Raw genomic sequence first — 21,082 nt, 5'->3', positions numbered from 1 at the left:
GAAGACCAGAATACTGATAAGAATGAGATTGTTGATCGCTGGATCGTAGTGATAAATTTTGCAAAGGAAATGAAGCACATACCTCCAGACTCATTAAGAAGAATGAAGTGATGTCCGAAATTGCCGAACCTCCGAGCAGAGAAACGGAATAACTTTATGGCGTGCCATTCCAAACTGCGTGAGCCATCGCCCATACTCAAGCAGTCGATCTCCTTCGTCCACTGCAGCGAATTCTGCGTCAGTCATTAGCAAATATTTCAATCTGCTGAGTATCTCTGGTTTTGGTTCCCAGCGATTTTTTTCTGGTGTTGACTCAGTTAGCCGTGTCTTCGAAAGCAGTTCCGAATACGACAACCTTTCGATCATCAAGGCGTCCACCACTTCGGGACATTTGATCTGTGCGACACCTAGAAACGAAATTACATCAATACTGGTAAGTCGTCCCTGAGGCAACTGAGCGTAGTAAATTGAGAGAAGAGCAACGCATCGCTCCATTTCTCGAAACGAGAACTGGAAATGCAAAAACAAGGTCGAAAGGCGTGAATGCAAACCTTCTATATCCTCGCTGAAGTAATGACGAATGAGATGCTCGCAATAGCGAGAAAAGTCATTGCCATCCTGAGATCGGGAGTCTTTGGGGAGAATGGTGACTAAAGAAAAGAATTTCTGCAAATAGTTCGTTGCGTCTACGTCATTTCCGTAGACATATTTCACAGAGCTTTCCAGCTGTTTAATGTTGGCCATCAGTAGAAACGAGACGTTCTCCGTCGCGAATAAATGTTTCGTTCGTTCTATCAATGAGAGTGCAAAATCTGGACGGCATCGGTCAAGTTCATCAACTACTATGAGAAGTGGGAATGACTGTTCTTCCTTCAAAGCGTTTCCAAGCGCCGAGAGCTTTTCGTGAAACTCTGCTACTAGCTCTTTGCTGGCGACATATTCATCAAATGCCGCACCGATCATTGATGAAATCGCGTTTGATGAATCTTCGGCTATGTCCTCTTTGATTGACTCAAATGCTTCAATGTCAGTGTCTTTGATGATGCCGAGAGTTAACGCCTTTATTCCGAACCTCGCGCCAGCAGTTATCAAGTTTGCAGCGATTCGTTTTGCTTTCTTTTTGAAGTCTTCTTTGAGGACTTGGATTGTATTGCTGTCCTCAAACTGTTCCTCCACAAGTCGAATAATTTCTGCACTGAATGCCACCAACGGATCAGCAGAATAGTCGTGTTGGAATGCGTCGAAATAGATGCATTGCTTGTCATCCTTCAACAGATCTGCAATCCACATCTTTGCGAACGTAGTTTTACCATCACCCCAAGGTGCGTCGACGCACAGCACGACGTTCTCAGAGACATTACAGAAAAGAGATTTCAAGGAATTGCCAAACTCTCTGCGATTGAACAGATCATTGCAGTAAGGGTTGTCATCCGGAATCTCAGGTATTGGTGGTGTAATTTTCATTTGTGACCCTGTTAATTGTTCTTGAATGAAAGGAACCAGCCAATTGACCCAACCAACAGCTTACTTCTCACTGCCAGTCGCGTCGAGATCTCTGCAACCGGAAAGACGCCGACGGTCAGTATTCTTGCTTATTCCGGTGGCCTCATGCATGTCTTTGGCTGGGGACACCTGGTCATTGAACTCTCTGGCCTTCTTCGCGACGTCTCCATCGTCGTGATTGTTGCCGATCACGACCAGTGATTGCCGAATCATGACGTCTCTCCTTATGTGGGTGTACGTCACGTTTCATCGGGGCGCGGCAAACAGTGTTGATTTCATCGTGTCGCGCGACCCGCGACTTCAAGTGCTACGGTTTGTCATGATGCTCTATTTGAGAATTCGCCCCTTGCTCCTGACCGATCTTATTTCCGGCCAAAAGTAGCGTCCGTCAAACTCCTCGATCATGAAGTATGCATCTTTCCGGAGCGGCAGTTTCGCCAAAGTTCCATCTTCCTTAAGTTCACACATCAGTGCTTTGAGCATTTCAGCGAAGTAAACGTCTAATGCATCCTCGTCGCCACTGCGGAGTGCCAGCTTGTTCACGGTGCCGTCCAGTTTCTTGACGGTCCCGTCATCTAGAATCAACGTCACCGTTTTCCCGTCGCAAGCTTTCTCGTAGAAGTCACACCATCTTGGGAAGTGAAGCATATTTGGTTCGTCTATGTGCAACGTCCAATTTCCATCCAGGTTCTTCCCCGGCCGGGTGTCAAAGACAAGGTAGATGTATCCACCCTGTTCGGCGTAGAAGCCAAGCATAATCGCTTGAATTGGGGCATCATCTTCTCCTGGACCATCATTGACGTAGACCGAGTAGTCCTTGATCCGATTGAGAATATACTTTCGTATCTTTTCTTTGTCTTTCGATAGGTCCAGTTTCATGTTACGCAAGTCTCATTTTGAAGGAGAACTCATTTTCCGGATGGTCAGCGTATCACCTATAGGCAGCAAGCTTTTCGGACTAACACGCAGCTGGTGAATTGCTACAAGGTTAATGCTATCAGTCTGTTGCAACGTTGTCACATTTCATTCCGAGTTGTTGGCCGTTCCTGCTCTATTTCAACCAAAGGAGCCATTTAGTTTGAGCCAAACCAAAAACTCACTTCTCACCGCTAGTCACGTCGAGATCTCTGCCACCAGATAACACCGACGGTCAACAATCTTGCTTCTTCCGGCTTGCTTCTTCCGGTGGTCTCGTGCATTTCCCTGACTGAGGGCATCTGGTCATTGAACTCTCTGGGCTTCTCTGCGAAGTCTCCATCGTCGCGATTGGTGACGATCCCGACATCACAGTCCCTATCTCCGCTTCATTGTAAATGGAACACCAATTTATGTCGCTGATTCTTCGGAAAGTTGAAATGGAATTCCCATAAGCCCTCGTTGTTGTGTATGATCCTTTCTGGAATTTCATTTGAATTGGTGTCTCGGAAAGTGGCAGCAGGGTTAGCGGTATGAGTGATTCTATATCGAGCCGTCGTCGTTTTCTTCGCTCTGTTGGCGGAGTCTGTGTTGGAGGGCTTCTTGCGTCGCGGGTTTGGGCAGACGGTCGGCCTGCTGTGACCAATCCTCGTGCGACCGATGGCGATGATCGCTACGAACCGAACTGGGACGAGAAGTTTCAAATCACTGTGGGGCATCCTCAGGAAGCTGGACACTCAAAGGCTGATCTTGTCGGCAACAGCGACAAAGTTCTTCAAGCGGCGCTCGACTCGGTCGCTCGCATGGGTGGGGGAACTGTCAAAGTGTTGCCTGGGAAATACATTCTTCGCAATGCGGTTCACTTGCCGTCGAAGGTTCGGCTGCTCGGTTCCGGTGACGATTCAATTCTTACGAAGATCCCTTCTGAAACCGTTGGGCTGAGTGACGACTCGGACTGGTACGATCAGGAGATTTCGTTGAAGAAGTCTCTCGGGTTCCAAGTTGGAGATGGCATCGCGTTGCGAGCCAAAAATCCAAGCCACGGTGGGCAAATTGTGATCAAGCGGACATTGATCGCCCGGTCGGGAAATCGCTTCAAGCTGAGCGATGGTCTTCGCGAGAATCTTTGGTTGACCGGCAAGCCGACCTGTTCGTCGCTGTTTCCGCTTTTGACAAGTGAGCGGACCTCTGATGTTTTGATCGAGGATATTACGCTCGATGGAAACGGAAAGAACAACGAAAATTTCAACGGCAACTACGGCGGAGGCATCTTTCTTCAAGACTGCAATCGCTACACGTTCCGCAATGTGACATCAAGAAACTACAACGGCGACGGCATCAGCTTTCAGATTTGCCATGATGTGGTCGTCGAAAATTGTCATTCACATGACAACAACGATCTGGGAGTTCACCCAGGTTCAGGATCACAACGCCCGCTCATTCGAAATAACCGACTGGACAATAATAGTCAGGGGATCTTCTGGTGCTGGGGGGTGAAGTACGGGTTAGCGGAAAATAATTCGATTCATGAAAACCGCCGATTCGGGATTTCGATTGGTCATTGCGATACTGACAACATCATCCGGAACAACACGATTACGAACAGTGGTGAGATTGGCGTTCTGTTCCGTGACGATCCTCGCGGTCAGGACTTCTGGGCGAATCGGAACTTGCTTGAAGGAAACAGGATTGAAAACAGTGGCGGCGATGCCGGAGTTGCGATTGATGTGACAGGCAAAACCAAAGCTGTCCGTATTGTCGGAAACACCCTGCGCGAAACTCGTCAGAAGATGAACCGTTCCGGAATTCGTATCGGCGCGCAGGTCGGTGAGATCGTCCTGAAAGAGAATTCGTTCGAAGGGTTCGCCTCAGAACTCGTCGACCAGCGCAGCGTTTAAGAGAGCAGCCCGGCGAGTTCATGAGTCATGTTCTCGCCGGGAAAAACAGACTTCATTTAGACCGTCATGGGCAAAGCATGATTTTCAGCACGCGACATATTGCTCAGCTACACAAGTACCACGGCTGTACGCGGACTTCGGGAACAGCCTTGCCCGGTGGGTTAATGTGTGGAACGAGCTATCTGCGAGGGAGAAGGTCGTCAGTGATTGCGCGAACTGCATTCAGTTGCTTGTTGGCAATGATTCTCTTTCCCGTGTCTGTTCGCGGAGAAGATCGTCCGGTCGATTACGTTCGGGACATCAAGCCGATTCTTCAAGCCCGCTGCTATGCCTGCCATGGGGCATTGAAACAGGAATCGGGCTTGCGGCTTGATACCGGTCTGTTGATCCGCAAAGGAAGTGAAAACGGTCAGATCGTGACCATGGATCAGCCTCAACATTCAACGCTGGTCGAGCGGATTTCCTCAAAAGAGGATTTTGATCGCATGCCCCCCGAGGGTGAACCGCTGCCGGCGGAGCAAATTGCAATGATCCAATCCTGGATCGCGAGTGGGGCAAAATCCCCAGAAGATGAACAACCCGAAGCTGACCCCGATTCTCACTGGGCATTTCTGAAACCGGTCCGCTCCCGACAGTTTTCGGATCAGGAGCAAGCTGCTGGATTGAATCCGATCGACGTCTATCTTTCAGCCGCGCACAAGACGCAGGGACTTGAACCTGTCTCACTCGCAAGTCAAGAAGTTCAGTTGCGGCGGCTATATCTTGATCTCATTGGAATTCCGCCAACACGTGATGAACTGCGAAAATTTCTGGACGACACTTCAGAAGATGCCTTCGAGAAAGTGGTCGATCAGCTTCTCGATGATCCTCGTTATGGGGAACGGTGGGGGCGGCATTGGATGGATGTCTGGAGATACAGCGACTGGTATGGGCGGCGACATGTCCCTGATGTCTGGAATAGTGCTCCACAAATCTGGCGCTGGCGAGACTGGATTGTCCGCTCACTCAACGAGGACAAAGGCTACGATCAGATGGTCAGCGAAATGCTCGCAGCTGATGAAATTCGTAGCGGAGAACAAAAGCAAACAGTCGCGACCGGGTATTTGATTCGAAACTGGTTTGCCCTCAACCCAAATGATTGGATGCGAAATACGGTTGAACATACCGGGAAAGCGTTTCTTGGTCTGACTTTCAATTGTGCTCACTGTCACGACCACAAATATGATCCGATTTCTCAGGATGATTACTTCCGATTCCGGGCGTTCTTCGAGCCGATCGGCATTCGTCAAGACCGCGTTCCGGATGAAGCGGACCCGGGACCGTTTCAGGAGTATGACTATAGCGCATTACGAAAGGTTGAACGGCTGGGAGCTGTCACGATTTTTGACAAAAACCCGGAGGCTCCGACATGGTTTTACACCGGCGGCGATGAACGAAATCGTGACGAAAGTCGTGGCAGCATCGCTCCTGGTGTTCCCGGTTTTCTGGATGAGAATCAACAGCTCAGCATCACTCCAGTCGACTTGCCAGTGCAAGGCTGGTCACCAGGACAGGACCTGGAAATTCAGCGTACGTTGGTCGAGAGTGCCCAGAAGAAAATCGACGAAGCGGTCGCTGCAATCAGCAATTTGCCGACCGCAGAACCGAGCCTCGCTGAGCATGTCAAATTGCGTCTTGCCAAAGCTGAAGAGGCGTATCGCGAGGCAAAAGAGGCTCTCAATGAGCCGGCTCAGCAGACTGCATTGGTGGGGAATCAATCGTTGGTCTTCAATGCGACGAAGGGGCGGAGGACCGTCTTTCATCGGCTCTCTTCTCTGAGTGAATTCTCAGATGGGTTCGAAATCGATTTTCAAATTCGGATCGTGAATGACTCGCATTTCAACTTCCAGCTTGCGAAGCACGTCACTCAGGGACTGACAGCTGCCTATGTCGCTTTTGAAAAAGGTCGCATCCTTTCGTATCGACCTGGGTCATTCAGCGAGATCGAAGCGGGGCGATACGATTTCGAAAATGGACAGGATCGTTTTCGGGTTTCACTTCGTCTGCAAACAAAAGAGGACTTGGCTCTGTTGACGATTGAATCGGTGGCAGATCAGGCACTCCTCGTTGCGGACCTGCCCATTGCACTCAACGGATGGAATCCGATCGGAGATCTCACAAAAGGCGTTTTCTTCGATGCCCGCCCCGGGAGTTTGGCTTTGGTCGATGAACTGACATTTCGAAACCCTGCTCCTAATTCAGAATCACAGATTGTGGCAAAGTTCAACTTTGAGCCTCCCGAGTATCGCGATGGTCAAGAGATTGTCGGGCAGCATGGTTGGGAGATTTCACCGATCAGCGGAGCGAACTCGACATCGATAGCGGCGTCAGTGCTGAATCACTCTGCTCTGGACAAATATCAGCAAGAACTCGAAGCGGCGCAACTCGCATCGCAAGTCCCGAAACTCCAACGTCAGGCAGCTGAGAGTCAGTTGGTCGCTGCCCGTGCAGAACTTGCAAGTTTGCAGGCCCGTATCGCAGCCGAAGCTGCCAAGTTCGGAAACGCTCCCGCAGATGAGATTCAAAAGCAAGCCAGCAATGCCAGTGAACTTGAACGGCTTGCGACAATTCAAAGAGCCGAGTCTCAGGTTCAGCAGGCTCGACTCGCTTTGGCGATGGCAGAAGCGAAGCCGGAAAGCGATGCAAAACGTGCAAAGGAAGTTGAAGCTGCAAGGACGCAACTTGCCACTTCGATGACCGCAAGGAGTCAAGCAGAATCGCAGCAGGCCGATTCAAAGCCCGGTACCTACTCTCCTCTCGGGCCGTTGTATCCTAAAACCAGTACGGGGCGTCGTAGTGCTCTCGCTGCCTGGATCGTAGACCGAGAAAACCCGCTGACGGCACGGGTTGCGGTCAATCATATTTGGATGCGGCATTTTCATCAGCCACTCGTTGAAACAGTTGATAACTTCGGGCGAAGTGGCGCCGAGCCGACTCACCCGGAACTGCTGGACTGGCTGGCGGTTGAGTTGATGGAATCAAACTGGAGCATGAAGCATCTGCATCGATTGATTGTCACCAGCGATGCCTTTCGGCGTCAGTCGTCCACTTCCAACATGACGCAGAACATCAAACTTGATCCGGAGAATCATTATCTCTGGCGTATGAACACTGGCAGGATGGAATCTGAAGTTGTTCGCGATAGCTTGCTGCATGTTGCCGGGAAACTGGACTTCACCCAAGGTGGTCAAGAGTTGGAGAACAAAGACGCGTACACGACTTTTCGTCGCAGCATTTACTACAGCACGCACCCTGAAAATGGCGGAAAAAGCACGCAGGGAGAACTTTTCGATGCGCCCGACGGACAAGAGTGCTATCGCCGCACTCGAAGTATCGTCCCGCAGCAGGCTCTCGCTTTGACAAATAGCGAGACCGTTCATTCCATGAGTTCTTTGATTGTCCAAGGCTGGGAGGAGAAGCATCCCGATCAGCTGGATTCCTCTGAAGAACACATCAATCAGTTTACACAGGAAATCTTCGAGCAAATCCTGTCTCGATCTCCTTCGGTTGCAGAATTAAAACTTTGCAACGCAGCGTTTCACAACTATGTGAAACTGACGAAACCAACAGAAGAGAAGCAGGTCAACACCCTTGCGAGAGAGAGTCTTGTGAGGGCGATTTTCAATCACGGAGACTTTATCACAATCAGATGAGCGGCGAGTTTGCGACCGAGTGACAAGAAGAGAAACAGACGTTGTCGACCTGGGTTTTTTCGAGATTTGATTGAGACGACAAATGAATTCGCACGATGCTTGATACCGGACAGTGAGAAGCATGATGAACTCAAACGAAAATGATCACGAAGCGTGTTGCCAACCGTCGCGGCGCATGTTCCTTTCCGATTTCGGAATGGGGTTTACCGGTTTGGCACTGGGGGCGATGTTCGCAGAAGATGGACGTCTGCGCGCCGAGGAAACTGCAGTTCATACGCAAGCTTCCAGTCCGCCGCAGTTAACTCCTCATAGTATTACCCCCAAGGCGAAGTCAGTCGTCTGGATTTTTCTTTCTGGCGGGTACAGCCATCTCGAAACATTCGATCCGAAGCCTGCGCTGAATAAGTACGCGGGGAAAACGTTCGATAAAACGCCTTTTGAGAATCCAGTCGATTCTGTTTTGCATAAGAAACGATTTCGATCTGTCGCTGCTGAGGAGATCAACGTTCGCGATGTTTATCCCACAATTTACCCGATGCAGGTTGGTTGGAAGAAGCGAGGTGAATGTGGTGTCGAGGTGACGGACTGGTGGCCGTATCTGTCTCAACAAGTCGACGAACTCAGTTTTGTTCGCAACATGTGGACGACCGACAATGACCACGCAGCTGAAAACCAGATTCATACCGGTCGACATCGGCTCGATGTTCAAGAGCCAAGCATCGGTGCCTGGGCTCACTATGGACTGGGGACTCTCAACGAGAACTTACCGAAGTTCGTCGTGCTGGGAGGACCGACTCGCTCGGACACGCGGCTTTCGATCGATTCGCTCTACTTAGGCCCGCAGCACGCGGGAGTTCCATTGGCTCTCGATCCCAACAATCCTTTGCCGTTCGGGAAGCGGCAAGCAAGTCAATCGTTTGCGCAACAGCAGCACGAGTATGATCTGATTCATCAATTGAATTCCCTCTCGGCGGTTGAGTATCCGAATGATCAGGATCTTCGAGCAAGAATTCGAGCCTATGAGCTTGCGTTTCGAATGCAGTCAGCCGTCCCTGAAGCGGTCGACATGGCGAAAGAGACTGAGTCGACTACTCAACTCTACGGAATGGATAAGGACTCAACCAAGGCGGCTGGTGAAAAGCTGTTGGCGGCGCGAAGACTCATTGAGCGTGGCGTACGATTCGTTCAGGTTTACCCATCTGGCTATGGAACGTGGGACTCGCATCGTGAGTTGAAGAAAAACCACACTCGACTGTGTGAAAGTGTCGATAAGCCCGTTGCAGGTTTTATCGCGGACATGAAACAACGCGGCCTGCTGGATGATACAGTCGTTGTGTTCTGCACCGAATTCGGAAGAACTCCCGGTTTGGAATTACGTGGCGGCGGAAAAACTGGACGAGATCATCATCCGAACGGATTCACGATTTGGATGGCCGGCGCAGGGATTAAAAAAGGACATGTCCATGGCGAGACCGATCCACTGGGGTATCATGCCTTGGGAGAAGGTCACTATGTTACTGATCTCCACGCAACAACCCTCCATTTACTCGGATTGGACAACAGACAATTGGAAATTCCCGGCCGAAAACGCCTGGATATCGACCACGGGAAAGTTATTGAAGATATTCTTGTTTAGAGTGTTTTCATTTTCAGTGCCTGTCGTGCCCACAGAGAAGGGCTATCGGCAACAGTACAGCACCTCACCACGAGGCAGATGACGAATACGATTAAGAAAAATATTCTCGAAGTGTCCAGAAATGTGAACCGAACACTTGAAGTGTCCGGCGAAACGGTCGCTTCGGAATTTTAAGATTCCAATCGAACGAACCTCCGAATTGAGAAAATTACAATGCAACGTCGCCAGTTTTTAGTCGCCTCTGGGCTTGGAGTTGCCGGGCTTTCTTTTGGTCGTCCTGTCACTGCAGCCCCGGCATCAAAGGAAGAGCGTTCCTCTCGGAAGGCGAAGTCGACGATTCTGTTTTTCTTGTGCGGCGGCTCATCTCATATTGATATGTGGGATATGAAGCCGAAAGCTCCGCTGGAGTATCGAGGTCCATTTCAACCGATTCAAACCTCAGCTCCGGGAGTGACCTTGTGTGAGCATTTGCCAATGCTGGCCCAACAGGCTCATCATCTGGCGATTGTGAACTCCGTCGGAGCGACCGTGAATACAAATGATCATCATGCCGGGTACTACTACAACTTGACCGGACATATTCCGGACCAGTCATTTATCACTCTCGGAAACAATCGAACGCCGTTTCCCGACGACTGGCCGTTTATGGGATCGGTGACCGCGTCAAAACTTTCGCAGCATCCGAATCTTCCAAATGCGATCACCCTGCCCCACATGCCGAGTCGAGCTCCGTATACCAGGCCTGGGCAATTCGCAGCCAGAATCGGAGTCGAGCAAGATCCACTCTACGTGAATGGATCGCTGGAAGAGCCGCTCAAGTTTCAGGCACCTTCACTTTCTCTTGAAGGTGGGATTACTGCTGAGCGTATGACAACACGTTTTTCACTTCTCAATGAAGTCGATTCCGCCCGTCGCCAGTTCGAAGGCTCGACGTCGATGGAAACGCTGACTCTGCACCAACAGCGAGCACTTTCGCTGATCCTCTCTTCGCAGGCGACCAAAGCTTTCAACGTCTCTGAGGAGTCACCGAAACTTCAGGAACGATACGGGAAAACGATCAACGGAATGGGTTTGCTTCTGGCACGTCGGCTGGTCGAAGCAGAGGTTCCATTCATTACGGTTTTCTGGAAAGGTGACAGTCGTCGATTAGCGAAGAAGTGCCGGAGTGCCGGAAGTTGGGACACCCACGGCAACAACTTCAAATGTCTGGAAGATGACTTGCTTCCGGAATTTGATCGTGGATTTTCAGCCTTGATTGAGGATCTCTCGGATCGCGGATTGCTCGATCAGACTTTACTTTTGGTGAGTAGCGAGATGGGACGCAAACCAAAAATCGGTGACCCGCGTTCAGGTGGAGCAGTCGGAGCTGGTCGCGATCACTGGACACACTGCTTGTCAAATGTTCTTGCCGGCGGCGGAATTCGCGGCGGGCAAACTTACGGAGCCAGTGACCGTTACGCAGAGTACCCGCTGGATCACCCCGTCACCCCTGCCAACATCGCCGGAACCGTGTACCACTCCATGGGAGTCAGCGACTTGATGGCGACCGATAAACTCGGCAGACCGTACCATTTACTGGAAGATGGTGACCCGATCACGGCACTCTTTTAATTACCAGCACACAGTAGAGCATCCATGAGGAAGTTTCTGTCAAGTCGGGAGTGAGACGATTGCGGGATTTTCCAGGCATCCATCCGGCATCACTCACCGAAGTGAGGCGCCAATAGACATGATTCGGTCGGTCCCATTCAAACTGACGGTCTCGAAGACCATGCTCTACCACGGGATCCAACTGCAATCCCACTCTCCATCTCGACGTGAAACTCTGAACACTCTACTGCTGTGATTTTACTATAAAATGATCTTGCGTGAGTCCCTTTCGCCTCGCCCTGGCCTGGGTCTGCAACTCAAATTGAGACCCAGGTGATGGTGTGGTGAATGGGACGGTCTCTTTTGCTGAGCTCGAGTCGGGCTCAGGCACTGACCGCAGGAACGGCCTCTTTCCAAAGTGTGCCATGTTTGAGCATCGCCCACATGACTCGTGACAAGTAATGTGACGTCGCCACCAAGGCAATTTTCTTGCGTGCCGGATCGTCGCGTTGAATTCTCTCGAAGTAGGCTCGGACCGTTGCCGATCGGCGGATCGCTTGCCAGGCGGCTTCGGTCAACATCGCACGAGCTGCCGCAGAGCCTTGTCGAGTGATGTGTCCCAGGCGGTTCTTGTCCGACGATTGATCCTGGGTCGGAACCAGACCGAAGTAGGCTCCCACCTGTTTGCTGCTTTTGAAGCGATGCGGATCGTCGATGAATGCGACCATTGTCTCGGCGGTTCGCAGACCAACTCCCGGAATCGATTGCAGCTGAAAGACAGCGGGGTTGTCCCGGGAGAATTTTTTCAATTCGGTTTCGAGCCTTTGCACCTGCGTTGTCAAAAAATCGATTTCCTGGACAAGTATGTCTCGTTTTATTGCCAGCAGCGATTGTTCGAATGTCAGTTCTTTGAGCCACTGCATCCCTGCTTTGGTCCAGAGACCAGGTCGCGTGGGAGCTTTGATTCCCAATGATCTTAACAAGGCTCGAATTCCATTCTTGGCTCGGGTTCGCTTTTCGATGGTTCGCTTGCGGAAGGTGACCAATTCCCGCCACGCCCGGACGTCGGCGGGTGGGACATGGACCTCGGGAAGTTGATCGACATACAACAGCTTGGCGAGCTTTTCGGCATCGTTGCGGTCGTTCTTCTTGTGCGATCTGAAGATCAATCTGAGTTGTCCGGGATGCGCGACCACCACCCGCAGAGCCACTTTCTTGAGTGCTTCGGACAGCCAGCCGTAATTGCAACTCGCCTCGAAACAGACCTGAAACGGCTCGGTCAGCTTGGAAAGCGTTTCGATCAACTGCTTGAGCTCGCGAACCGTCCATCGCTTGTGAACCTTTCCGTTGTTCTTGAGGACGCAAACCGTAATTTGTGTTGTGTGAACGTCTAATCCAACGTAAAACATAGTCGTCTCCTGAGATCGGGGTGGTGAAAAAAACAGTTCCACAATACCCGATTGACGGAGACTTCCTACATAGTTTCAAACTGCTCTAATACACCAAACCGATGCGAATCATTCCGGTCTCGTCTAAGTCATAGTCGGGGCCGGATGTGTACTCAAGTTCGCGGCTGAAGACGTAGCCTGCTTCAACGAACCATGAGTAGTTGTCGAGGATTCTTTCTTCCAAACCGACAGCAAGTCTGAGGTCTCTGTAGGTGAGGACATCGTTTGCTCCACTTGTCCGTTGAACTGCCCACGTTCCTCCACCCAGTTCCCCGCCGAGATAAACCCAGCGTTCCCGACTTTCTGATTGTTCGAACCGATAAGAGATTTTCGGCTTGGGGAACATGAACTCGAATTTTAAGTCCGGGATCTCCTCTGGGATATAAGTGAGTCCAACAGCTGGCAACACGCTGACGTCTTCTCGATTCAGGTAGACAATTCCCAGCGTGAGGGTTGTCTGTTTTGATTTCTTGTAGACAAAGAGTGCTCGCCCTGTAACGCGGAATGCGTCGGATGAAGAGTTTTTGAAATCGCTGAAGTATCCCGGAGAAACTCCTCCTAAGAAAATCCATTGCTCGTTGACGGGAAGAAATAACGAAAAATCGACTGCAGAGTCGAAAAGTTCGTTCGGCACATCTGTCACATCGGGACCGTCGACGAAGTGGGCGCTGAACCGAGGAGTCACCTGAACAATCGGGAAGTCCTTCAGGGAGAGCTGAGTTCGTAAATCAAGAGTGGTCAGCCCCATGCCGCTGTCAGAGCCGGGTAAGACCGTAGTGGTGAACCGATGTTTGGTCCATTGGAGACCAAACGGAGCATGATTGCCGCAATCTTCGATACCATCACAACCGCATTGGGCAGAACCAGGTTCGTACAAATTCGGTGGTGAGTAGGGAGTCGTTGAGTAGACTTCTGGATGCGGAACAAATTCCTCTGGGGAGTAAGTCTCCTCGGCAATCGACGAGTCGATGGGATATTGCGCTGTACGGACTGGCATTTCCTCAGGTTGTTCGTACTCTGCCAAAATCTGGAGGATGGCCTGTTTGGGAGACCTCGCAGAGCTTCCACTATAGAGTTGCTGGACTCGCTGCTGAGTTTGGTTTGTCTGTGGATTTGCGAATTGAGATGGAGGCAGATTTTGGGCGCAAAGTGTTGCCGGAAAGACAATCACACAGAGCCAGCCGATGATCCAGTTTCCTGTGATGTGCATAATAATGACAACAGTCGACTCTGGTGTCGCGAGACTCGCCTTTGATCGTTGAGAACAAACCTTCGTTTATCTGTTCTAGTTTCCCGAGGTCAACGGTGACCGGGTGGTTCACGCTCAAGTCGTCAGTTTACTGGCGAGAATTGCTGATCAGCAGGATTGAAGAGTGGTGTCTCGCTTACAACAATGGCATTTGCCTGCGTGCTGCTGAAGCAAGACTTTTACTGCCTGCCCGAGATTGAAGTTGAATGCCATTCACTGCTGAGAAGAAATGTCGAATTGTCGTCGTCGGCGGTGGGATCACTGGGTTGGCTGCGGCGCATCGCATCGTTGAACTCGCTGGCGAGTCTATTGAACAGATGGATATCACTCTGTTGGATGCGTCCGATCGGCTTGGTGGAAGCTTCGGAACCGAGCAGATCGGCGATTACACCATCGAGACTGGCGCCGATTCCTTTATCACCAACAAGCCCTGGGCGATCGATCTCACAAAACGATTGGGGATGCAGGACCGATTGATCTCTCCAAATCCCGAGTTTCAGAGGTCACTCATTCTTCATCGCGGAAAGACGGTCGTCACGCCGGTCGGCTTCAATTTACTTGCACCGAGCCAGATCTGGCCGATGATAAAAACACCGCTGCTCTCTCCGTTGGGGAAAGCACGCGTGGCCATGGAGTATTTTATTCCACGAAAAACAGATGATCGAGACGAGTCGTTGGCGGATTTTGTTCGCCGGCGATTCGGTCGCGAATTGCTGGATAAAATTGTTCAACCGATGGTCGGTGGGATTTACACTTCTGATCCTGAAAAGTTGAGCCTGAAATCGACGCTCTCCAGGTTTATCGAACTCGAGAGGAAGCATGGAAGCCTGATTCGCGGTCTTCGCAAGTCGAAGAGCAAGGAGAAAGTGTCTCAGCAGGCAAGTGGGGCTCGATATGGACTTTTTGCCACTCCAGTAGAGGGCATGAGCGAATTGCTGCAACAGCTTCAGAAAAAAATTGAACATCAAGTGGCTCTCCGGTCTGGTGCGTCTGTCGAATCAATTGATCATCAGGGGCCGTGCTGGACATTACGTTTGAAGAATGGTGAACAAATCGAGGCTGACGGATTGATCCTCGCACTGCCGACTTACCGGAGTTCTGAACTTCTCACTGATGTGAGCCCCAAATTAAGTGACGCACTTGGGCAAATCGAGTACGCCAGCAGTGCGATTCTTGTCAGTGGGCACCGGGAAGAGGATGTTGACCACGATCTGAATGCGTTTGGACTTGTGATTCCTCATCGTGAAAAGCGGCGAATCCTGGCAGTCTCGTTTCTGAGTCGTAAATTCCCTGGTCGAGCACCTGCAGGGAAGGTGATACTCCGAACATTTATCGGCGGAGCGATGCAGCCTGAAGAGATCGAACACTCAGATGACGACGTGATTGAATCTGCCTTATCTGAAATACGAGAGATTCTTGGTGTTCGGGGTGAGCCGGATTTCCTCCGATTGGTCCGCTACAACCGGGCGATGCCTCAATATACGGTTGGGCACCTGGATCGAGTCGCAGAAATTCGCAAGTGGGGAGCCGCATTCCCAAATCTAGGATTGTCCGGCAACGGGTTCGATGGCGTTGGAATTCCGGACTGTGTTCACAGTGGGGAGCAAGCAGCCGAGGCAGTCTGGCGGGCTGTCGTGACCCCGCAAGAAAAATCGGATTCAAATCCGGAGTGATTCCCCAAACAGATCGTACCTCGGCTTGATTGGTGAACGGTGAAAGCTGAGAGCAAGTTGAAGATCACAGGGAAGGACGACTCAAAGCTGACCCTTCCTAGAAAAATGGCATCAGAGACAGACGTTTCAGCGAGTGAAGACGAGTGAAAACGTGTTGTGAGTGGATAGGAAAAGAGAGTGAAGGATTCTGTTTTCGCTCCCTTCAAGCTCTTCAGGGCGGGGGCAGTGCTGGTTCTGACTACTCTCGTGAGGCTTCTAATTCGGGCGAACTTCGTCGACTGAGAATGGTCCGAAAATCTTACTTAGCCCGCACGATGTCAAGAAACTCGCTTCTCAACACCGGAAACGGTTGGATGGTCGCTTGAAGTCAATTCCTTCATCTGTCATAACTCTTGCCTTCCTTTAAGTATGGACCCGATGAACCCATGCTGCAAGAATCAGAGATTGTCTCGATTTGATTGCAGCGTGTATTGAAACAGGCCCCGTTAATGCATTCTCTATTCCTGGCAACGACAGTTGAAAACTGGATCGAGAGCGGCAGTATTTGGCCGCTGAATCTTGTATTCAGCATGCTTCCTGCAGGGGTTTGGGCAGCTCTGATCCATACAACTCTTGTTGGCTTATTCTTCGGCTTGCCCGCGTTCGTTTTCATTTGGGCTGAACGAAAAGTTGCGGGACGAATTCAAGACCGTTTGGGACCGACGCGAGTCGGTGGTCGGTTTGGCTGGCTGCAATCTCTTGCAGATGGCGTCAAGCTGATCCAGAAAGAAGATCTTGCTCCTGATGCCGCGGACAAAATGTTGTTCCGCTTGGCTCCATATATTGTTGTCGTTGCTTCGTTTGCAGCCTTTATGTTTTTGCCGTTCAGCCAGGGACTTGTGGCTGTAGTGATGGATATCGGGTTGTTTATCGCCTTGGCGGTGCTTTCGATTGAAGTCTTGGGGATTGTTCTTGCTGGTTATGCTTCCGGTTCGAAATGGTCCTTGTTTGGGGGGATGCGTGAAGCGGCACAGATGGTCAGCTACGAAGTTCCGCTAGGGATTACAGCTGTTATTCCTGTTGTCGTTGCTGGGAGTTTGAATCTCGGTGATATTGTACAAATGCAAAGTGGTGGACTGCAGAACTGGATTATCTTCAACAGTCCGTTCACATTCCTCACCTTCTTTGTGTTCTTTACGGTCACTCTTGCCAGTAATAAGCGTGCACCTTTCGACCTTGCTGAAGCAGAAAGTGAATTGGTGGGTGGTTTTCACACCGAGTATTCCGGTATGCGTTGGTCGTTCTTCTTCCTTGCAGAATATGCCAGCATGTTCTTTATCAGTGCCTTGGCTGCGATTCTCTTCCTTGGCGGATGGTGGACGGGAATTCCGTTTATTGACAACGGTCTTGCCTCTTTGGCTGAAGGCTCAGTCGGGGGACTTTACCTTCTGCGAGTGTTCGGTATGAAAGTGCTGCTTGTGAAGGCTGGGTTGTTGGTCTTCGTGCAGATTTGGATTCGTTGGACTCTCCCCCGTTTACGTATCGATCAGGTGATGACAACCTGTTTAAAGTATCTTCTTCCAATGAGTTGTTTTCTGTTCCTGGCGTCAGTGTTGTGGCCACTGGTGATTGCAACAGTCACTCATGGTGAGCATCAGCGGATTTCAGTGATGGGAAGCTTCGAGGCGATTGGCGAGCGAGTTCCTGTTCAGCAGCTTGTGGTTGTCGAAGCTGAAGAGCCGGTTGAAAGTGAACCTGCTGGCGAGGAAAGCAAAAAGCCTGCTTCTGAGGAAGAATCAAAAGGTGGTTCTGTTCCAGTCGAGGCAGATAAAGAAGAGAAGACCACAAGCGTGGAAAATAATCTTGGAGACACACTCGCCAATCTGAATCCAAACGCTGGAGGGGCTCAATAATGGCAGAGTACATGTTTTATCTGTACGCAGCGATTGCCTGCGGCGGCGCAATTGCCGTTGTACTAAGCCAAAACGTGGTTCGCATGGCGTTCTGGTTGGTGATTTCATTGAGTTCGGTCGCTTTTCTGTTCTTCCTTTTGGGGGCAGACTTTGTCGGTGCAACCCAACTGTTGATTTACGTTGGTGGAACAGTTGTCCTGTTGATCTTTGGAGTGATGCTCACGTCGAGTGGGCCGTATAAGACAATTCAGAGTAACCCAGCTGAACTTGTGCAATCCGGAATGATTGGACTCGCATTTTTAGCTTTGATTAGTTCGACCGTTTTCTCAGTTGATTGGTCAGGTAACACTGCGAAGTTGACAGAGATTGATGCTCAATTGCGTGAAAGTCGTGAGCATCAACACAGCCATGACCACGGACACGATCATGAGCATGGTCATACGCATCATGGTGAAGAGGTCCGGTACGGTTACAATCCGGAAACTCAAGGAAATACGACTCGCAGTATTGGGACAGCCTTGTTGGGAGTTCGATTCGATAAAGATCTGAGAGCTGGCAACCATGCTCATGGTGAGACAACTCTCAGTACTGGATACTTGTTGCCATTTGAAATTATCTCCGTGCATCTTTTGGTGGTGCTCGTAGGGGCGGCCTATCTGGCTCGTGCGAAACGTCGTGTCGACGCGCAAGACGCCTAATTAGGCAGGGGGAATATTGTGGAAGATGTTAACCTGATTAAGTTCCTCGCCGTGGGGGCCGTTTTGTTTGTCTGTGGAGTTCTCTGCATGACAACCAAGCGGAATGCCATTGGGATTTTGATGGGCGTGGAATTGGTTCTCAACGGGGCAAATATTAACCTCGTCGCCTTTTCTCAGTATGGAACACTTGGTCTGGATGGTCAGGTGATGTCGTTGTTTGTGATTGTTCTGGCAGCTGCAGAAGCCGCTGTCGCATTGGCGATTGTGCTGAGCTTTTACAACAATCATCGGACAGTGGATGTTGATCAAGCCACCGAGCTTAGCGGATAGAGTGTTCCTTTCAGCTGGCGATTGTTGTCGGCCTTCATACAAACAAATTGACTGCGGCGAGAAACGATGTCTCCCGAAATTTATCAACAAGTTGGTTCCCAGTTAGTGTGGCTGTTGACAGCTGCCTGGCTGTTGCCGTTGCTTGGGTTTTTAGTCGAGATCTTTGGTGGTTACTGGAGTTCACGGACAAGTAAAGCCCCAGCGTATATCGCAGTTGGATGTATTGGATCAGGGTTCGTCCTGAGTCTGATCGCTGTTTGCGTTTGGATGAACGCAACAGATTTTGTGCCATGGAAAGTCGCTGAAGCTCACGATGTCCATGCCACTGCTGAAGCTGATCATGATGATCACGATCACGATCATGATCATGATCATGCTGACCATAAGCACGGTGAGGGCGAAGAAGCTCTCGAGCATGGTCATGCCGACCATCATGAGTCACACGCAAACAAGCCATTTGAGAAAGCGTTCGCTGGAACGTTTTACCGTCTCGGCAAATTCGGTTCACTCAACATCACGCTTGACTGGTACATCGACGGTCTGACTGTCTTGATGTTTGCGATGGTCACATTGATCGCAACTTGTATCCACGTCTTTGCGATTGGATACATGAGTGATGAGTTGACTGAGCGTTATGAAGACCATTTCGTCCACACAAAAGATGGCGGACATTTCCATCGCGTCGGACGCTTCTATCGATTCTTTGCCTATCTCTCTCTGTTTTGTTTTTCCATGCTCGGGCTCGTTCTGGCAGGGAATATCTTTCAGGTCTTTATTTTCTGGGAACTCGTCGGGCTTTGTAGTTACCTGCTGATCGGGTTCTATGTTGAACGTCACTCAGCAAGTACGGCAGCGAACAAAGCATTCATCATGAACCGAGTTGGGGACTTCGGGTTCCTGATTGGGTTGATGATTATCTGGACATGGTTTGGCGTATTTCAGTTTGCTGAAACAAACCCGGAAACGATTGGTGAGACTGGCCTCTTCCAGATGGTTCGAAATGCCGAAGGGGAAATTGTTTCCCACGGAGAAGGGGCTGAGAAAACAGTCGTTTTGCAAGCCCGTCAGGGAATGCATTTGCAACATGAAGGTGACGAATCAACAATTCCTTACTGGCTGTTGGTGGTTGCTGGCTTAGGCATTTTCGCTGGATGTGTCGGTAAAAGTGCTCAATTCCCACTGCAGACGTGGCTTCCTGATGCGATGGAAGGCCCAACTCCGGTCTCAGCCCTCGTTCACTCGGCAACCATGGTAGCTGCCGGTGTCTATCTGGTCGGTCGTTTCTATCCAATGTTCACCGAAGAGGTGTTGCTGGTCATCGCCTATACCGGGTGTATCACGCTATTCATCGGAGCGACAATCGCCGTTGTCGCAACCGACATCAAGAAAGTTCTCGCATATTCGACAATCAGTCAGCTTGGCTACATGATGCTCGCGCTGGGTCTCGGTGGTTGGCTAGCTGGACTGTTCCATTTGATTACACACGCTTTCTTCAAGTCGTTGATGTTCCTCTGCTCAGGCTCTGTGATTCATGGGTGCCACCACGAACAGGAAATGACGAAGATGGGTGGGCTTTACAAAAAAATGCCGATCACTTGCTGGGCGATGTTCATTGGAGTTGTCGCGATTAGTGGACTGGCAATTCCTGTCCTGACAATCCCCGGCTTCGGAGCAGCAGCTTTATCTGGCTATCACTCGAAGGATGCAATTGTTGCGACAGCGTTGAGCTTTTCTGGATTGAATCCGTTGCACTCAATGTTGTTCTTCATTCCGCTGATCACAGCTGGGATCACTGCTTTTTACATGTTCCGTATGTGGTTCATGACTTTCTTTGGAACACCGCAAGACCAAGATGTATACGATCATGCTCATGAATCACCGCGATTGATGACAGCCCCACTGTTTGTATTGGCTTTCTTTGCAGCGTTTTGTGCTGCCGGTGGTGAAAATGGTCCACTTGCTCAGTTAATCCTGTCTACTGAACCAACCCATGTGGCTGGAGGTGTTGAAGCTGGTGGAATCATTGCATTAAACCTGCCGAGTCATCATCAGATTCACGAGGTCCACAGTGCTGCAGGGAGCTTTGCTCTTCTTGCTGCTTTGATCGGAACACTTTTAGCGTACTTGCTCTACAGCCTGAAGGTTGTCGATACAAATATGATGAAGAACCAGGGTCGTGCGATTCATGAATTCCTGACTGAAAAATGGATGTTCGACGAATTATATGACTGGATGTGGGTAAGACCGGTTCATGTCGTTTCAAGCTGGGCAGTTGCTTTTGATAAGTATGTCCTTGATGCTTTCTTGCACTTCCTTAGCCGGATGGTCGTTTTGATTGCCGTCTGGGATCGCAAGTTTGATGAAGTTGTCGTAGACCGAATTGTGAATGTGTTTGGAGAAACGACTTACTCTATGGGACGGTCTCTGCGTGCAGTGCAAACAGGTCGCATTCGACAATATGTGACCTTTATTGCCCTCAGCGTCGTTTCGCTGTTCATTTTGTTGTTTGTCTTTCTGCCTCGTTAGGTTTCGTCCAGCCATTTCAGAACACAATCTGA

Annotated in this window: 14 protein-coding genes; 10 read left to right on the top strand and 4 right to left on the bottom strand. The window is 50.4% G+C overall.

All coding sequences use genetic code 11. From position 1 onward, the window contains the following. Positions 1-93 precede the first annotated feature (93 nt). On the bottom strand, positions 94-1,464 hold the full coding sequence (locus Mal48_RS19815; protein ID WP_145203793.1) for a KAP family P-loop NTPase fold protein: 1,371 nt from the start codon (positions 1,462-1,464) through the stop codon (positions 94-96). Between the two features lie 21 nt (positions 1,465-1,485). Between Mal48_RS19815 and Mal48_RS19810 the strand changes: the two genes are divergently transcribed. Beyond that, positions 1,486-1,704 carry a hypothetical protein gene (locus Mal48_RS19810; RefSeq protein WP_145203790.1) on the top strand — a complete coding sequence of 73 codons (219 nt, stop codon included), beginning with the start codon at positions 1,486-1,488 and terminating at the stop codon, positions 1,702-1,704. Positions 1,705-1,830: 126 nt separating this feature from the next. Here the strand turns inward: Mal48_RS19810 and Mal48_RS19805 are convergent, their stop codons facing one another. Further along, positions 1,831-2,382 (bottom strand): hypothetical protein, encoded by a 552-nt coding sequence (locus Mal48_RS19805; RefSeq protein WP_145203787.1) that lies wholly within the window; start codon positions 2,380-2,382, stop codon positions 1,831-1,833. A gap of 569 nt (positions 2,383-2,951) precedes the next feature. Between Mal48_RS19805 and Mal48_RS19800 the strand changes: the two genes are divergently transcribed. The 4 genes from Mal48_RS19800 (at position 2,952) to Mal48_RS19785 (ending at position 11,255) form a co-directional block, all read left to right on the top strand. After that, positions 2,952-4,316, top strand: coding sequence for a right-handed parallel beta-helix repeat-containing protein (locus Mal48_RS19800; protein ID WP_145203785.1), 1,365 nt, complete (start codon positions 2,952-2,954; stop codon positions 4,314-4,316). Between the two features lie 20 nt (positions 4,317-4,336). Continuing rightward, on the top strand, positions 4,337-8,008 hold the full coding sequence (locus Mal48_RS19795) for a DUF1553 domain-containing protein (protein ID WP_145203782.1): 3,672 nt from the start codon (positions 4,337-4,339) through the stop codon (positions 8,006-8,008). A 121-nt stretch (positions 8,009-8,129) separates the two neighbouring features. After that, positions 8,130-9,644, top strand: a complete 1,515-nt coding sequence (locus Mal48_RS19790; protein ID WP_145203779.1) for a DUF1501 domain-containing protein — start codon at positions 8,130-8,132, stop codon at positions 9,642-9,644. Positions 9,645-9,857: 213 nt separating this feature from the next. Beyond that, a complete protein-coding gene (locus Mal48_RS19785) occupies positions 9,858-11,255 on the top strand; it encodes a DUF1501 domain-containing protein (RefSeq protein WP_145203776.1) in 1,398 nt (465 codons plus the stop codon). A gap of 362 nt (positions 11,256-11,617) precedes the next feature. Here Mal48_RS19785 and Mal48_RS19780 read toward each other — a convergent pair whose 3' ends face one another. Continuing rightward, positions 11,618-12,643 (bottom strand): IS110 family RNA-guided transposase, encoded by a 1,026-nt coding sequence (locus Mal48_RS19780; protein WP_145200130.1) that lies wholly within the window; start codon positions 12,641-12,643, stop codon positions 11,618-11,620. An 85-nt stretch (positions 12,644-12,728) separates the two neighbouring features. Next, complete coding sequence (locus Mal48_RS19775; protein ID WP_145203773.1) at positions 12,729-13,892, bottom strand: DUF6268 family outer membrane beta-barrel protein; 1,164 nt, start codon at positions 13,890-13,892, stop codon at positions 12,729-12,731. A gap of 245 nt (positions 13,893-14,137) precedes the next feature. Between Mal48_RS19775 and hemG the strand changes: the two genes are divergently transcribed. From hemG to nuoL, 5 genes are all read left to right on the top strand, one after another. Then, on the top strand, positions 14,138-15,604 hold the full coding sequence (hemG, locus tag Mal48_RS19770; RefSeq protein WP_145203770.1) for a protoporphyrinogen oxidase: 1,467 nt from the start codon (positions 14,138-14,140) through the stop codon (positions 15,602-15,604). A 488-nt stretch (positions 15,605-16,092) separates the two neighbouring features. Further along, positions 16,093-17,496 carry an NADH-quinone oxidoreductase subunit NuoH gene (gene nuoH, locus Mal48_RS19765; RefSeq protein ID WP_145203767.1) on the top strand — a complete coding sequence of 468 codons (1,404 nt, stop codon included), beginning with the start codon at positions 16,093-16,095 and terminating at the stop codon, positions 17,494-17,496. Continuing rightward, on the top strand, positions 17,496-18,194 hold the full coding sequence (locus Mal48_RS19760; RefSeq protein ID WP_197441855.1) for an NADH-quinone oxidoreductase subunit J family protein: 699 nt from the start codon (positions 17,496-17,498) through the stop codon (positions 18,192-18,194). The genes nuoH and Mal48_RS19760 overlap by 1 nt, the downstream gene beginning before the upstream one ends. Positions 18,195-18,212: 18 nt before the next feature. Then, complete coding sequence (nuoK, locus tag Mal48_RS19755) at positions 18,213-18,524, top strand: NADH-quinone oxidoreductase subunit NuoK (protein ID WP_145203764.1); 312 nt, start codon at positions 18,213-18,215, stop codon at positions 18,522-18,524. Between the two features lie 66 nt (positions 18,525-18,590). Then, on the top strand, positions 18,591-21,050 hold the full coding sequence (nuoL, locus tag Mal48_RS19750; protein WP_145203761.1) for an NADH-quinone oxidoreductase subunit L: 2,460 nt from the start codon (positions 18,591-18,593) through the stop codon (positions 21,048-21,050). The last annotated feature ends 32 nt before the right edge of the window (positions 21,051-21,082 follow it).

The sequence above is a fragment of the Thalassoglobus polymorphus genome (assembly GCF_007744255.1).
Lineage (GTDB): Bacteria > Planctomycetota > Planctomycetia > Planctomycetales > Planctomycetaceae > Thalassoglobus > Thalassoglobus polymorphus.
Note: the sequence above shows the minus strand (reverse complement) of the source record. Positions and strands in the feature narration are given on the sequence as shown.

What these genes read in the sequence shown, in the direction of transcription:
- Mal48_RS19815 (WP_145203793.1), bottom strand. Translation starts at nt 1,464, where the DNA reads ATGAAAATTACACCACCAATACCTGAGATTCCGGATGACAACCCTTAC.
- Mal48_RS19805 (WP_145203787.1), bottom strand. Translation starts at nt 2,382, where the DNA reads ATGAAACTGGACCTATCGAAAGACAAAGAAAAGATACGAAAGTATATT.
- Mal48_RS19800 (WP_145203785.1), top strand. Translation starts at nt 2,952, where the DNA reads ATGAGTGATTCTATATCGAGCCGTCGTCGTTTTCTTCGCTCTGTTGGC.
- Mal48_RS19795 (WP_145203782.1), top strand. Translation starts at nt 4,337, where the DNA reads ATGAGTCATGTTCTCGCCGGGAAAAACAGACTTCATTTAGACCGTCAT.
- Mal48_RS19790 (WP_145203779.1), top strand. Translation starts at nt 8,130, where the DNA reads ATGATGAACTCAAACGAAAATGATCACGAAGCGTGTTGCCAACCGTCG.
- Mal48_RS19785 (WP_145203776.1), top strand. Translation starts at nt 9,858, where the DNA reads ATGCAACGTCGCCAGTTTTTAGTCGCCTCTGGGCTTGGAGTTGCCGGG.
- Mal48_RS19780 (WP_145200130.1), bottom strand. Translation starts at nt 12,643, where the DNA reads ATGTTTTACGTTGGATTAGACGTTCACACAACACAAATTACGGTTTGC.
- Mal48_RS19775 (WP_145203773.1), bottom strand. Translation starts at nt 13,892, where the DNA reads ATGCACATCACAGGAAACTGGATCATCGGCTGGCTCTGTGTGATTGTC.
- hemG (WP_145203770.1), top strand. Translation starts at nt 14,138, where the DNA reads ATGCCATTCACTGCTGAGAAGAAATGTCGAATTGTCGTCGTCGGCGGT.
- nuoH (WP_145203767.1), top strand. Translation starts at nt 16,093, where the DNA reads ATGCATTCTCTATTCCTGGCAACGACAGTTGAAAACTGGATCGAGAGC.
- Mal48_RS19760 (WP_197441855.1), top strand. Translation starts at nt 17,496, where the DNA reads ATGGCAGAGTACATGTTTTATCTGTACGCAGCGATTGCCTGCGGCGGC.
- nuoL (WP_145203761.1), top strand. Translation starts at nt 18,591, where the DNA reads ATGTCTCCCGAAATTTATCAACAAGTTGGTTCCCAGTTAGTGTGGCTG.